General features: G+C 70.6%; 14 protein-coding genes and 1 pseudogene. 12 read left to right on the top strand and 3 right to left on the bottom strand.

Going from position 1 to position 14087, the window contains the following annotated elements:
* Positions 1-76: 76 nt before the first annotated feature.
* The 7 genes from ASC56_RS23445 (at position 77) to ASC56_RS23415 (ending at position 6584) form a co-directional block, all read left to right on the top strand.
* A complete protein-coding gene (locus tag ASC56_RS23445) occupies positions 77-553 on the top strand; it encodes an NUDIX hydrolase (RefSeq protein ID WP_055493642.1) in 477 nt (158 codons plus the stop codon).
* Between the two features lie 56 nt (positions 554-609).
* Entirely contained in the window at positions 610-918 is a 309-nt protein-coding gene (locus ASC56_RS23440; protein ID WP_003993268.1) for a DUF2469 domain-containing protein, read from the top strand.
* A 58-nt stretch (positions 919-976) separates the two neighbouring features.
* Entirely contained in the window at positions 977-1378 is a 402-nt protein-coding gene (locus ASC56_RS23435; protein ID WP_055493487.1) for a YraN family protein, read from the top strand.
* Positions 1378-3003 (top strand): YifB family Mg chelatase-like AAA ATPase, encoded by a 1626-nt coding sequence (locus tag ASC56_RS23430; protein ID WP_055493486.1) that lies wholly within the window; start codon positions 1378-1380, stop codon positions 3001-3003. Before ASC56_RS23435 ends, ASC56_RS23430 begins: the two co-directional genes overlap by 1 nt.
* A complete protein-coding gene (gene dprA / locus ASC56_RS23425; RefSeq protein WP_055493485.1) occupies positions 3000-4160 on the top strand; it encodes a DNA-processing protein DprA in 1161 nt (386 codons plus the stop codon). The genes ASC56_RS23430 and dprA overlap by 4 nt, the downstream gene beginning before the upstream one ends.
* 271 nt (positions 4161-4431) lie before the next feature.
* Positions 4432-5274 carry an RNA polymerase sigma factor WhiG gene (whiG, locus tag ASC56_RS23420; protein WP_055493484.1) on the top strand — a complete coding sequence of 281 codons (843 nt, stop codon included), beginning with the start codon at positions 4432-4434 and terminating at the stop codon, positions 5272-5274.
* 752 nt (positions 5275-6026) lie between these two features.
* Positions 6027-6584 carry a TetR/AcrR family transcriptional regulator gene (locus tag ASC56_RS23415; protein WP_055493483.1) on the top strand — a complete coding sequence of 186 codons (558 nt, stop codon included), beginning with the start codon at positions 6027-6029 and terminating at the stop codon, positions 6582-6584.
* A 63-nt stretch (positions 6585-6647) separates the two neighbouring features.
* Here ASC56_RS23415 and ASC56_RS23410 read toward each other — a convergent pair whose 3' ends face one another.
* Entirely contained in the window at positions 6648-7253 is a 606-nt protein-coding gene (locus ASC56_RS23410; protein WP_055493482.1) for a M23 family metallopeptidase, read from the bottom strand.
* A 272-nt stretch (positions 7254-7525) separates the two neighbouring features.
* Between ASC56_RS23410 and rpsB the strand changes: the two genes are divergently transcribed.
* The 5 genes from rpsB (at position 7526) to ASC56_RS23385 (ending at position 12242) form a co-directional block, all read left to right on the top strand.
* On the top strand, positions 7526-8443 hold the full coding sequence (gene rpsB / locus ASC56_RS23405; RefSeq protein ID WP_055493481.1) for a 30S ribosomal protein S2: 918 nt from the start codon (positions 7526-7528) through the stop codon (positions 8441-8443).
* 169 nt (positions 8444-8612) lie between these two features.
* Positions 8613-9449, top strand: a complete 837-nt coding sequence (gene tsf / locus ASC56_RS23400) for a translation elongation factor Ts (RefSeq protein ID WP_055493480.1) — start codon at positions 8613-8615, stop codon at positions 9447-9449.
* Between the two features lie 185 nt (positions 9450-9634).
* On the top strand, positions 9635-10393 hold the full coding sequence (pyrH, locus tag ASC56_RS23395) for a UMP kinase (protein ID WP_055493479.1): 759 nt from the start codon (positions 9635-9637) through the stop codon (positions 10391-10393).
* A gap of 167 nt (positions 10394-10560) precedes the next feature.
* On the top strand, positions 10561-11118 hold the full coding sequence (gene frr / locus ASC56_RS23390) for a ribosome recycling factor (RefSeq protein ID WP_014675285.1): 558 nt from the start codon (positions 10561-10563) through the stop codon (positions 11116-11118).
* Complete coding sequence (locus tag ASC56_RS23385; protein ID WP_055493478.1) at positions 11118-12242, top strand: phosphatidate cytidylyltransferase; 1125 nt, start codon at positions 11118-11120, stop codon at positions 12240-12242. Before frr ends, ASC56_RS23385 begins: the two co-directional genes overlap by 1 nt.
* Positions 12243-12623: 381 nt before the next feature.
* Here the strand turns inward: ASC56_RS23385 and ASC56_RS23380 are convergent.
* A pseudogene (locus ASC56_RS23380) lies at positions 12624-13885 on the bottom strand (tyrosine-type recombinase/integrase).
* Complete coding sequence (locus tag ASC56_RS23375) at positions 13885-14085, bottom strand: AlpA family transcriptional regulator (RefSeq protein WP_055493641.1); 201 nt, start codon at positions 14083-14085, stop codon at positions 13885-13887. Before ASC56_RS23375 ends, ASC56_RS23380 begins: the two are co-directional and overlap by 1 nt.
* Positions 14086-14087: the final 2 nt, after the last annotated feature.

The following is a 14087-nucleotide window of genomic DNA, read 5'->3' as shown; positions in this document are numbered from 1 at the left end:
CGCCTCCCACGGGGCGTACCAGTCCGAGGAGGCCGACGGGCGCGAAGGGGGTGCGCGGGACGCGAACGAGGGCGGTCTGCGCAAGGTGGCCCGGGTGGTGCTTCTCGATCCACGCGACCGCATCCTGCTGCTGCACGGCCATGAGCCGGACGATCCGGCCGACGACTGGTGGTTCACGCCCGGTGGTGGTGTGGAGGGCGACGAGACGCGCGAGCAGGCGGCGCTGCGCGAGCTGGCCGAGGAGACCGGTGTCACGGAGGTCGAGCTGGGCCCGGTGCTGTGGCGGCGAAGGTGCTCCTTTCCGTTCGCCGGCCGCCGCTGGGACCAGGACGAGTGGTACTACCTGGCCCGGACGGCCCAGACGGCCATGGCCGCGCCGAGCCTGACGGACCTGGAAAAGCGCAGCGTCGTCGGAGCACGGTGGTGGACGTGCGGGGAACTGGCCGAGACGCATGAGACGGTGTATCCGAAGAGACTCGCCGAGCTGCTGCGCACGCTGCTCGACGAAGGTCCTCCGGCCAGGCCCGAGGTCCTCGACACCGAAATCGTCTAGGGGCTCACGGGACTGGCGCACAATGGGGGGATCGCACGGCTGAAGGGGAACATGCCATGAGCGCCGAGGACCTCGAAAAGTACGAGACCGAGATGGAGCTGAAGCTCTACCGGGAGTACCGCGATGTCGTCGGTCTGTTCAAATACGTGATCGAGACCGAACGGCGCTTCTACCTCACCAACGACTACGAGATGCAGGTGCACTCGGTCCAGGGCGAGGTGTTCTTCGAGGTGTCCATGGCGGATGCCTGGGTGTGGGACATGTACCGGCCCGCTCGTTTCGTGAAGCAGGTACGAGTCCTGACGTTCAAGGATGTGAACATCGAGGAGTTGAACAAGAGCGATCTCGAACTCCCGAGCGGGTGACGGAGTTATCCACAACCGCTGAGTCATCCACCAAGATCCACTTCGTGGAGGCGGGTGCGTGACGGTGGGCACCGGAGGTGGTGCCCACATGAACACACACCAGGCACGCAGTGCACTCGGCAGGTACGGCGAGGAACTGGCCGCCCGGCGGCTGACGGCGGCCGGAATCACGGTCCTGGAGCGCAACTGGCGCTGCGGCAGGAGCGGCGAGATCGACATCGTGGCCAGGGACGGTGACGTCCTGGTCGTCTGCGAGGTGAAGACCCGCAGGAGCGGTGGCTTCGAGCATCCCATGGCCGCCGTCACGCCGGTGAAGGCGGAGCGGCTGCGGGGCCTTGCCGAGCGCTGGATCCAGGCGCACGGCGGGGCACCACCGGGCGGGGTGCGGATCGACGTGATCGGTGTCGTCCTGCCCGAGCGTGGCCCCGCCGCGGTCGAGCACGTGCGAGGGGCGGCGTGATGGGCTTCGCGCGTACGTGCTCCGTGGCACTGGTCGGCGTCGAGGGCGTCGTGGTCGAGGTCCAGGCGGACCTGGAACCGGGGGTGGCGGCCTTCACCCTGGTGGGCCTCCCGGACAAGAGCCTGACGGAGAGCCGGGACCGGGTGCGGGCGGCGGTGGTCAATTCGGGTGGCGAGTGGCCGCAGAAGAAGCTCACGGTCGGGCTCAGTCCGGCGTCCGTGCCGAAGGCGGGCAGCGGGTTCGACCTCGCCGTCGCATGTGCGGTGCTGGGCGCCTCGGAGCGGATCGATCCCCGGGTGCTCGCCGACATCGTGATGATCGGCGAGCTCGGTCTGGACGGTCGGGTCCGGCCGGTCCGCGGCATCCTGCCGGCGGTACTGGCCGCGGCGGACGCGGGGTACGAGCAGGTGGTCGTCCCCGAGTGTGCCGCGGCCGAGGCCTCACTGGTACCCGGAGTGTCCGTGCTGGGCGTCCGCAGCCTTCGCCAGCTGATCGCGGTCCTCGCCGACGAACCCGTGCCCGACGAGGATCCGGACGAGCAGGGCCGTCCGGATCCGCTCCTCGCCGGTCTGCGCGTGCCGGGCACGGGAGCCGCCACCGGGATGCACAGCAGCGGCGCCGCGCAGCACGACCAGGGCCACGACCTCGCGGACGTGGTGGGTCAGATCTCGGCGCGCACGGCGGTGGAGGTGGCCGCCGCTGGCGGGCACCACCTGTTCCTGGAAGGACCGCCCGGCGCCGGGAAGACGATGCTCGCGGAGCGACTCCCCGCCATCCTGCCCAGACTCGGCAGGCAGGAGTCGCTGGAGGTGACGGCGGTGCACTCGGTGGCGGGCCTGCTCCCGCCGGGCAAACCCCTGATCGATGTCGCCCCCTACTGCGCCCCGCACCACTCGGCCACCATGCAGGCACTCGTCGGCGGCGGTCCCGGCATCGCCCGTCCCGGCGCAGTGTCGCTCTCCCACCGGGGAGTCCTCTTCCTCGATGAGACGCCCGAGTTCAACAGCCAGGCCCTCGACGCGCTGCGGCAGCCCCTGGAGTCGGGGCACGTCGTGATCGCGCGCAGCGCGGGTGTCGTACGGTTCCCGGCGAGGTTCCTGATGGTGCTCGCGGCCAACCCCTGTCCCTGCGGCCGATTCTCGCTGCGCGACAACCTGTGCGAATGCCCGCCCTCGGCGATCCGCCGCTATCAGGCCCGGCTCTCCGGGCCGCTCCTGGACCGGGTCGATCTACGCGTCGAGGTGGATCCGGTCACGCGCGCGCAACTCACCGAGCGCGGCGCACGGGGCGAGTCCACCGCGACGGTCGCAGACCGGGTGCGCGAGGCCAGGGAGCGGGCGGCCACGCGCCTGGCGGGCACCCCGTGGCGGACCAACGGCGAAGTGCCGGGCCGGGAGCTGCGCAACCGCTGGTATGCCAGGAGCGGCGCGATGGACGAGGCCGAGCGCAACCTGGAGCGGGGCGTGCTGACGGCCCGAGGGCTCGACCGTGTGCTGCGGGTGGCCTGGACCGTCGCCGATCTCGTGGGTCACGACCGGCCGGACGCGACGGACGTCGCCCTGGCGCTGCAACTGCGCACCGGGGTGCCGAGGGGAGTGCCGATGGCCATCGGGGCGCTGACATGAGCGCGGGCGGCACCCCGGACGGTGAGTGTCTCGCCCGGATCTTCCTCAGCCGGGTGATCGAGCCCGGGGACGAGGTCGCGGGCCGCTGGGTGCGGGAACGCGGGGCCGAGGAGGTGGCCCGCCTGCTGAGGGAGGGCGGCCCGCGGCTGCCGGGGGTGTCCGAGAAGCGGTGGGCCGGGCTGAGGGCCCGGGCCGGAAGGGCCGAGCCGGCGCGGGACCTGACCGCTGCCCGGGAGGCAGGGGTGAGGTTCGTGTCCCCCGGCGCGGCCGAGTGGCCCGCCCAGCTCGACGACCTCGGGGACGCCCGTCCCCTCGGACTCTGGGTGCGTGGGCGGGCCGGTCTGCGGATGTGGGCGCTCAGGTCGGTCGCGGTCGTGGGCGCACGTGCCTGCACCGAGTACGGCGCGCACATGGCGGCCACGCTCGCCGCCGGGCTCGCCGAGCGCGGCTGGGTCGTGGTGTCGGGCGGTGCCTACGGAGTGGACGGCGCGGCCCACCGGGGGGCGCTGGGCGTGAGCGGTGCCACCGTCGCCGTGCTGGCCTGCGGCGTGGACCGGCCCTATCCGCGCGGCCACGCCGGGTTGATCAGCAGGATCGCCGAGCAGGGGCTCGTGGTCGGGGAACTGCCGCCGGGCGAGCATCCCACACCCAGCCGGTTCATCGTGCGGAACAGGGTCATCGCGGCGCTCACCCGAGGCACCGTGGTCGTCGAGGCCGCCTACCGCAGTGGCTCGCTGGTGACGGCACGTGCGGCGCAGCGGCTCGGCCGCTTCACCATGGGGGTGCCGGGACCGGCCACCAGCGGGCTGTCCGCAGGCGTGCACGAACTGCTGCGCGGGGAAGCCCTGCTGGTCACCGATGCCGCGGAAGTCGTCGAACTGGTCGGCGACATGGGCGAACTGGCACCGGACCGGCGGGGTCCCGTGCTCCCCCGCGATCTGCTGGAACCGGCCGCCCGGCGCGTTCTGGCGGCTCTGCCCGCCCGGGGAGCGGCGTCGGCGGGTGAGATCGCGCGCGGAGCGCAGACGAGCGAGGACGACGCCGTCGGGAGACTGTACGAACTCCGATCACTTGGATTCGTCGAACGACACGGCGATGGCTGGAAGTTGACACGCCAGGCAATGACCTCGGTCGGGCCGGTTCCCGGTCCATGTTGACCGAGCGTGTTCGGCCGTCCGGGCGACCCCCGACAGCCTTGGCAATTCCCGCAGTTGACCCTTTCCAGCGATCACACAGGGCTACGGTCGTGGCCCCGACAGGGGCCCCACCGGGCCCCTTCGCACACGGGTGATCCCTTGCCCTTCGCACACTGCGACACCACAGTCACGCTACGCTCACGAGGATTCCGACTCAGACAGGCATCTAGACATCAGACCGACAGCTCACTCAGGCATCCCCAGTTCACAGCAGAACGGCACAAGGCGACGAATGCCCCACCACACCTCCGGGTCCGACCGGGCGGCGCTTCCCCCCGCCGCCCGTGACGGCGGCACCGTGCGCCCGCCCGCTCCCTCGACGCTCGACGAGTTGTGGCGGTCGTACAAGGAGACGGGGGACGAGCGGTTGCGGGAGCAGCTGATCCTGCACTACTCGCCGCTGGTGAAGTACGTGGCGGGGCGGGTGAGCGTGGGACTGCCGGCCAATGTGGAGCAGGCGGACTTCGTGTCGTCGGGGGTCTTCGGGCTGATCGACGCGATCGAGAAGTTCGACATCGACCGGGAGACCAAGTTCGAGACGTACGCGATCACGCGGATCCGGGGCGCGATGATCGACGAGCTACGGGCACTGGACTGGATCCCGCGGTCGGTGCGGCAGAAGGCCCGCAGCGTGGAGCGGGCGTACGCGACCCTGGAGGCGCGGCTGCGGCGGACGCCGACCGAGGGCGAGGTGGCGGCGGAGATGGGGATCGGTGTGGAGGAGCTCCATGCCGTCTTCAGCCAGTTGTCCCTGGCGAACGTGGTGGCCCTGGAGGAGCTGCTGCACGTGGGGGGTGAGGGGGGCGATCGGCTCAGCCTCATGGACACCCTGGAGGACACCGCGGCCGACAATCCGGTGGAGGTGGCCGAGGACCGGGAGCTGCGGCGGTTCCTGGCGCGGGCGATCAACACGCTGCCCGATCGGGAGAAGACCGTGGTCACGCTCTACTACTACGAGGGGCTCACGCTCGCCGAGATCGGCAACGTCCTCGGGGTGACCGAGAGCCGGGTGAGCCAGATCCACACGAAGTCGGTGCTGCAGCTGCGCGCCAAGCTGGCCGGCTTCGGGCGCTGACGAGCGACACGGGCCCACGCTCCCCGTGCGCCGGCGCACGGGCACGGCGGTGGGAATGATCCGCGTCGCCCTGGCAGGGCCGCGTGTCCGCTGAGCCGCGACTCGCGGGCGCCTCGGGCAGAGATACGCGTCCGCCGAGCCCCGGCGTGCGAACCCTGGCGGGACGCGCGCCCGCCTGGCCCCGGCGCCGCGGCAGGGATATGCCTCCGCCCAGCCCCGGTCCGTGTACGCGCTGGGGGGAACGAGCCGCGTCGTCCTTCGCGGGGACGCGCGTCCGCCCTGGCCTGGCCGGTGGCTGGTTGCGGCGGGGGTGGGTGTCCGTCCTGGGCTGGTCGGTGGGGGTTGTGGCGGGGATGGGTGTCCGTCCTGGGCTGGTCGGTGGGGGTTGCGGCGGTGTGGGTGTCCGTCCTGGGCTGGTCGGTGGGGGTTGTGGCGGGGGTGGGTGTCCGTCCTGGGCTGGTCGGTGGGTTGCGGCAGGGGTGCGCGTCTGCCCTGGCCTGGTCGGTGGGCGGCCGTGTTCAGGGGTGCGTGTCCGCCCAGCCCCGGCCTGCGGGCGCCCCGCCCGGCTGGGGGGTGCCCAGCTCAGCCCCCGTCCGCGAGCGGCCGGTGTGTGGTGGTGTGTGGTGTCCGGTCAGGGGTGCGCCTGCCATGGCTGGACGGGGACCGGCACCGGCGTGTGTGGTGGGACTGGCTGCCGTCGGCGGCGGTCCGTCCGTACAGTGGTTGACGTGCCAAGGATTCGAGCGGCCTCCGTGGCCGAGCACCGGTCGATGCAGCGAGCCGCCCTGCTGGACGCGGCCCGGTCCCTCCTGTCCGAGGGCGGTACGGAGGCACTGACGTTCCCGGCGCTCGCCGAGCGGACAGGCCTCGCACGGTCCTCCGTGTACGAGTACTTCCGCTCCCGCGCGGCCGTCGTGGAGGAGCTGTGCGCGGTCGACTTCCCCCTCTGGGCGGCGGAGGTCGAGGCCGCGATGGCCGCGGCGGACGGGCCCGAGGCGAAGATCGAGGCGTACGTCCGGCAGCAGCTGGCGCTCGTGGGGGACCGGCGGCACCGGGCCGTGGTGGCCATCTCGGCGAGCGAACTGGACGCCGGGGCGCGCGAGAAGATCCGGGCGGCGCACGGCGGGCTCGTCGCGATGATCGCCGATGCCCTGGGCGGGATGGGACACCGCGAGCCCCGGCTGACGGCCATGCTGCTGCAGGGTGTGGTCGACGCGGCGGTGCGCCGTATCGAGCTGGGGGCCGCGGAGGATCCGGCCGCCATCACCGAGGCGGCGGTCGCCATGGCCCTGCGGGGCGTGCGGGGCTGAGCGCCCCGCCGCGAACGGCCCCCCGGCATCGTGCCGCATGGCAACGTCCCCGGACAGCACCACCTAGGGCAGCGGCACCCCGTCCACCGGCAGCAATCGGGACGGCCCCGCCCGCAGCAGCCACGGCGGCAGCAGGGACAACGGGTCCAGATAGGTCTCCCCGCTGCGCAGGCCCCAGTGCAGGCACGATCTCGCGCAGTGCGCACCCGCACCCGCCGCTTCCAGCACGCCCACCGGCTCGCCGGGTTCCACCTCGTCGCCCTGTCGCACCGTCGCGCGCACGGGCTCGTACGTCGTCCGCAGCGGCGGGTCGCCCGTCCCCGTCAGGTCGACCGAGACCACGCCCCGTCCCGCCACCGACCCCGCGAAGCTCACCCGGCCGGCGGCCACCGCCCGCACCGGGTCTCCCGCAGCCGCCGCCAGGTCCACACCGCGGTGGCCGGGACCGTACGGAGTCGGCGGAGGCTCCCAGCCCCGTACGACCATGGGGTGAACGCCCACCGGCCAGACGCGGGCCAGGGTCGGCACCGGTACGTCGGGGACCGGCGCGGGTGCCGTGGCCGCGTCCGCACGCGCCGGCGCGCCCGCCCACGCCACGGGCGCCAGCGTGCCGATCGCCATCATCAGCAGCACCGCGGACCAGGTCCGCACACATCGTTTCCCTCGCATGCGAGAACGGTCCCGCACCCCGGGCGATCATGGCCGGGACCTGTGGACGACTGACGGGTTGTGGACAGCGGCGTCACCCGCCACCCCGCGGGTCCCGTACACTTCTTGTGGCGATCCGGGTCACCGGGTCGACTTCGCACGCCCCGGCACAAGGCCATCACAAGGCCGGTGTCAGCGCTCCTCGGTCCTTCGCGGCACAGCGCATCGCGGGCGTCAGGCGCGAGTGCCATCCGGTACCCGCGGCACAACCGAGAACCTCAAGGAGAACGGCCATGGCCGTCGTCACGATGCGGGAGCTGCTGGAGAGCGGCGTCCACTTCGGTCACCAGACCCGTCGCTGGAACCCGAAGATGAAGCGCTTCATCTTCACCGAGCGCAACGGCATCTACATCATCGACCTGCTCCAGTCGCTGTCGTACATCGACCGTGCCTACGAGTTCGTCAAGGAGACCGTCGCCCACGGCGGCACGGTCATGTTCGTCGGCACGAAGAAGCAGGCGCAGGAGGCCATCGCCGAGCAGGCCACCCGCGTCGGCATGCCCTACGTCAACCAGCGCTGGCTGGGCGGCATGCTCACCAACTTCTCCACCGTCTACAAGCGTCTGCAGCGCCTGAAGGAGCTCGAGCAGATCGACTTCGAGGACGTCGCCTCCTCCGGTCTGACCAAGAAGGAGCTCCTGGTCCTCTCCCGCGAGAAGGCCAAGCTGGAGAAGACCCTCGGTGGTATCCGCGAGATGCAGAAGGTGCCGAGCGCCGTCTGGATCGTGGACACCAAGAAGGAGCACATCGCGGTCGGCGAGGCCCGGAAGCTCAACATCCCCGTCGTCGCCATCCTCGACACCAACTGCGACCCCGACGAGGTCGACTACAAGATCCCGGGCAACGACGACGCGATCCGCTCCGTCACCCTGCTCACCCGTGTGATCGCCGACGCCGTCGCCGAGGGCCTCATCGCCCGCTCCGGCGTCGCTGCCGAGGGCAAGGGTGAGAAGGCCGCGGGCGAGCCGCTCGCCGAGTGGGAGCGCGACCTGCTCGAGGGTGAGAAGAAGGCCGAGGAGGCCCCCGCCGCCAAGGCCCCTGCCGCCGAGGCTCCGGCTGCTGAGGCCGCCGAGGCCCCTGCCCCCGAGGCTCCGGCCGCCGAGGCCGCCGAGGCCGCCGAGACCCCGGCCGCCGAGGGCGAGCAGGCCTGACGCCTGGGCCGTTCGGCTGATGTGACGGCGGGCGGCGCCGACCGCGCCACCCGCCGTTCACCCGCAGCCCGTAGATCTTCGTAGCCCGTAGATCTTTGGCGGACGCCCGGCGGGGCCGCGGCGGCCGCCGACTTCGAGACTTCGAACTCCGAGAAGAGATTCACAGATCATGGCGAACTACACCGCCGCCGACGTCAAGAAGCTCCGTGAGCTCACCGGCGCCGGCATGATGGACTGCAAGAAGGCGCTGGACGAGGCCGAGGGCAACGTCGAGAAGGCCGTCGAGGCTCTGCGCATCAAGGGCCAGAAGGGCGTCGCCAAGCGCGAGGGCCGCTCCGCCGAGAACGGCGCCGTGGTCTCCATCATCGCCGACGACAACTCCTCCGGTGTCCTCGTCGAGCTGAAGTGCGAGACGGACTTCGTCGCCAAGGGCGACAAGTTCCAGGCCGTTGCCCGGGCGATCGCCGAGCACGTCGCCAAGACCTCCCCGGCCGACCTGGAGGCCCTGCTCGCCTCCGAGATCGAGCCCGGCAAGACCGTCCAGGCGTTCGTGGACGAGGCCAACGCCAACCTCGGCGAGAAGATCGTCCTGGACCGCTTCGCGCAGTTCTCCGACGGCTACGTGACGGCGTACATGCACCGCACCATGCCTGACCTGCCGCCGCAGATCGGTGTACTCGTCGAGCTCGACAAGCCGAACGCCGAGGTCGCCAAGGGCGTCGCCCAGCACATCGCCGCCTTCGCGCCGAAGTACCTCTCCAAGGAGGACGTCCCGGCCGAGGTCGTCGACTCCGAGCGCCGTATCGCCGAGGAGACCACCCGCGCCGAGGGCAAGCCCGAGGCCGCGATCGCCAAGATCGTCGAGGGTCGTCTGGGTGGCTTCTTCAAGGACGCCACGCTGCTGGGCCAGCCGTACGCGCTGGACAACAAGAAGTCCGTCCAGAAGGTCCTGGACGAGGCGGGTGTCACCCTGAAGCGCTTCACGCGCATCAAGGTTGGCATCTGAGTCCGTACCGCGATCGACGCGCGATCCCTATAGGGTCGTAAGCAGTCGTCCGCGTACGACGCCACGCACCTGCGCATGGCGGACGACAGCAGATCTGACGAGGAGGCCATTGCCGCGCACGGGATGTGAAACACGCCCCCCACCGGCAATGGCCTTCTTCGTATGTGCACCACGAGGAGATCTCCATGACCACCAAGGCCGAGAAGACCGACGACGGCAAAGTACGCGGCCGGTTTCTGCTGAAACTGTCCGGAGAGGCGTTCTCCGGCGGCACCGGACTCGGCGTCGACCCTGACGTGGTGCACGCCATCGCCCGTGAGATCGCGGCCGTGGTGCGCGACGGATCCCAGATCGCGGTCGTCATCGGCGGCGGCAACTTCTTCCGCGGCGCCGAACTCCAGCAGCGCGGCATGGACCGGGCCCGCTCCGACTACATGGGCATGCTTGGTACGGTCATGAACTGCCTCGCCCTCCAGGACTTCCTGGAGAAGGAGGGCATCGACTCGCGCGTGCAGACCGCCATCACCATGGGTCAGGTCGCCGAGCCGTACATCCCGCTGCGCGCCGTGCGCCATCTGGAGAAGGGCCGCGTGGTCATCTTCGGCGCAGGTATGGGCATGCCGTACTTCTCCACCGACACGACCGCCGCCCAGCGCGCCCTGGAGATCGACGCCGAGGCGTTGCTCATGGGCAAGAACGGCGTGGACGGGGTCTACGACTCCGACCCGAAGACCAACCCCGAAGCCGTCAAGTTCGACTCGCTCAGCTACGGCGAGGTCATCACCCGCGACCTCAAGGTCGCCGACATGACCGCGATCACGCTGTGCCGGGACAACAAGCTGCCCATCCTGGTCTTCGAGCTCCTGGCGGAGGGCAATATCGCACGGGCTGTCAAGGGTGAGAAGATCGGCACACTCGTGGGTGACCAGGGCAGCCGGGACTGACCGGAGACCGACCCGTCCGGCAAACCTCGACCGGGCGACGGGCCCTGACCGGGGGATGGACAATGTCCTGCCGGTCCGGAACCGTGCAGGAAGAAGACGCGACGCAGCCGGCCGCAGACCGACGAGTGACAGCTGCCGGGCCTACTCAAGACACGCAGGAGCAAGTGGTGATCGAAGAGACCCTCCTCGAGGCCGAGGAGAAGATGGAGAAGGCCGTCGTGGTCGCCAAGGAGGACTTCGCCGCGATCCGCACCGGTCGTGCGCACCCGGCGATGTTCAACAAGATCGTGGCCGACTACTACGGCGCACCGACGCCGATCAACCAGCTGGCCTCGTTCTCGGTGCCGGAACCGCGCATGGCCGTGGTGACGCCGTTCGACAAGAGCGCGCTGCGCAACATCGAGCAGGCGATCCGCGACTCCGACCTGGGCGTCAATCCGAGCAATGACGGCAACATCATCCGCGTGGTGTTCCCCGAGCTCACCGAGGAGCGCCGCCGTGAGTACATCAAGGTCGCCAAGGGCAAGGGCGAGGACGCCAAGGTCTCGATCCGCTCCGTCCGCCGCAAGGCCAAGGACGCCATCGACAAGCTGATCAAGGACGGCGAGGTCGGCGAGGACGAGGGCCGCCGTGCGGAGAAGGAGCTCGACGACACCACCGCGAAGTACGTGGCGCAGGTGGACGAGCTGCTCAAGCACAAGGAAGCGGAGCTCCTCGAGGTCTGATGAACGACTCTTCCTGGGCGGCGCCGCCACAGACCGGGTACTGGGGGCCCACCGAGCAGGGGCCGGTCCAGGGGACCGGCCCGGCGGGTCCCGCGTACGACGCGCAGGTCACCCACCAGACTCGCCCCATGCCCATCGTGCCCCACGTGCCCGAACATGGCGGAGACCAGGATGACGACCGGGGGGCCGCTCGGCTGGGCGGCTCCTTGTTCCGCGACGAGACGCCGCAGGCGCCGCCCCACTGGGCGGCGTCGCAGAATCCGGAGCCCATGCCCGACGCCCCGCAGCCGGCGCCCGCACCGCAGAAGAAGAGCGCGGGCCGTGACCTGGGCGCGGCCATAGGGGTCGGCATCGGGCTCGGCGTCGTGATCGTCGCGTCGCTGTTCATCGTCAAGGCCGTGTTCGTCGGCGTGATAGCGGTCGCCGTCGTGGTGGGCCTGTGGGAGCTGACGAAGCGGCTGGAGGAGCGCAAGGGCATCAGGGCGCCCCTGGTGCCGCTGGCGGTCGGCGGCGCGGCGATGGTCGTCAGCGGGTATGTGCGGGGCGCCGAGGGCGCCTGGGTGGCGATGGCGCTCACCGCGCTGGCGGTCCTGGCCTGGCGTATGACCGAGCCGCCCGAGGGCTATCTCCGGGACGTCACGGCGGGCGCCTTCGCGGCCTTCTACGTCCCGTTCCTGGCCACGTTCGTCTCGATGATGCTCACGGCGGAGGACGGCCCGCGCCGGGTCCTGACCTTCCTCCTGCTGACGGTCGTCAGCGACACGGGCGCCTACGCCGTCGGCTGGCGCTTCGGCAAGCACAAGCTGGCCCCGCGCATCAGCCCCGGCAAGACCCGCGAGGGCCTCATCGGGGCGGTCGCCTTCGCCATGGGGGCGGGGGCGCTGTGCATGCAGTTCCTGATCGAGGGCGGCTCGTGGTGGCAGGGACTCCTGCTGGGTCTGGCGGTCGCGGCCAGCGCCACGCTCGGCGACCTGGGCGAGTCGATGATCAAGCGCGACCTGGGCATCAAGGACATGGGCACGCTGCTGCCGGGGCACGGCGGCATCATGGACCGTCTGGACTCGCTCCTGCCGACGGCTCCCGTGGTATGGCTCCTGCTCGTGATCTTCGTCGGGAACGGGTGACGGTTCCTCCCGTACGCGACTGATCTGCACCTCCCGTCGAGGGGCTCGCTGTCCACAGGGCGGCGAGCCCCTCGACGCGACATCACCCCAGAGCCGCACGTGCCTCCTCCTGATCCGCCCGGAAGACCGGCGACGCCCGGCGACGACTGGCGCCGCCCGGCGACGACTGGCGACGCCCGGCGACGACTGGCGACGCCCGGCGACAACCGGTGACGACAGCGACGACAGGTGACGACGACCGCCCACGGCCGAGCCCCCAGGTCACCCGATTGGATCTGCGACACTGGTACGGCCATGCCTAAGCCCGGAGAACTGGCAGTGAGCGGGCAGCAACAAGCCCCCTACCAGCGCGTTTGGCGCGGATAGGGGGCCTGGTTCGGGTCACTGGGCCGTCTCTGGGCCGTCAGGCTCACGCGGGGCCGGTAGAAGCACTCGATCCACGGCCTTCCTCGTACGCTCCTGGCTCGACGGCATCAGGTGCGCGTACACCCGCAGCGTCAGCCCAGGGCCGGAGTGCCCGAGGTACTCGCTCACGGCCTTGATGCTCTCTCCGGCGTCGAGCAGCACCGAGGCGTAGAAGTGCCTCAGCGCGTGCATGCCGTGCTCACGAGCGGACGCATACTTGCCGTCCTCCCCGGCCTCCGGGATCAAGCCAGCCGCAGCAAGCGCGGGCTTCCACTCTTGGATGTTGAAGTTGCTTCGCCAAACGAGGCCGCTTGCGGTGTTCGTGAACAGGAGGCGGGCCGACACTTTCGGGCCGTCCGGGTTGCGCCAGGGCAGCGTGATCTCAACCGGCTTGAAGGCGTCCATGTGGGCCCGCAGGGCCTCAGCCACCGACGGCGGCAACGGTACGTCCCGCTCCTTGTTGCACTTCGGAGGAGCGAACACGGCCCTCCCCCGGATCAGCTTCACCTGCCTGACCACCCGAATGATGCTGCCGTCCAAGTCGAGCGCATCCTCAGCCAGCCCGACGATCTCGCCCTGACGTAGACCGCACCCAGCGCCCATGTCCACCATGGGCCGGTAGCGCTGGGGGAGTGCTGCACGGACCGCCTGAACCTGGGCAGGCAGCCAGGGCACAACGCGTCGTTGCTCGGCGGCCGGCGGGCGACCGACTTCGCGGAGCATGGGTTCCGAGGCAACAGCCCGTCGTCAACGGCGGCACTGAGCACGGCCCGCACGTCGCCGTAGATGTTTCGCGCGTAGCCGCCGCTCACGGCCGGGTCCTTCTCCAGCGCGCTCACCAGTCCACGGATGTGCTCCGGGCGGAACGAATCCAACGGCCGAGCGCCGATCAAGCGGAACGCATGCAGGCGCAACCGCTGTTCGACTACAACCTGACTGGCCGGGTCGATGCCGTGCGTCTTGAGCCACTTCTCGGCATAGCTCTTGAAGGTGATCCGAGCCGCGCGCGGGTCGATGTACTGACCGCGCGACATGTCCGACGCGATCTCGGTCAGCCACTGCTCAGCAAGGCGTTTCTGACGGTCGGGGAAGCTCTTGGACTTCTCCGTGCCGTCCGGACCGACGTATCGAGCGCGGTAACGCATGCCGGTGCTGTACCGCTCGGTCTTGACCTTGCGCGTCTTGCCATCCGGCGCGGTCTCGGTCCGGTACCAGCGGTCTTGGATGTGTCCGGCCATCAGGCGGCAGCCTCCCCGAGCTGGGAGTCGACCCAGGCCCGTACGTCCTCCGGGTCGAAGCGGAGATGCCGGCCGACGCGGAAGCCGCGGGGACCGGTGCGCTTGCGGCGCCACTGGTAGACGGTCTCGACGCTGGGCAGCTCGAACATCTCCACCAGGTCCTCAGGGGTCAGGAAGCGGTTCGGCAGTGCTGTCGCCATGG

It is taken from the genome of Streptomyces sp. TP-A0356 (genome assembly GCF_001417775.1).
In the GTDB taxonomy this organism is placed as follows: domain Bacteria; phylum Actinomycetota; class Actinomycetes; order Streptomycetales; family Streptomycetaceae; genus Streptomyces.
The sequence above is the reverse complement of the archived record's forward strand: the minus strand, read 5'-3'. Positions and strand labels throughout refer to the sequence as shown.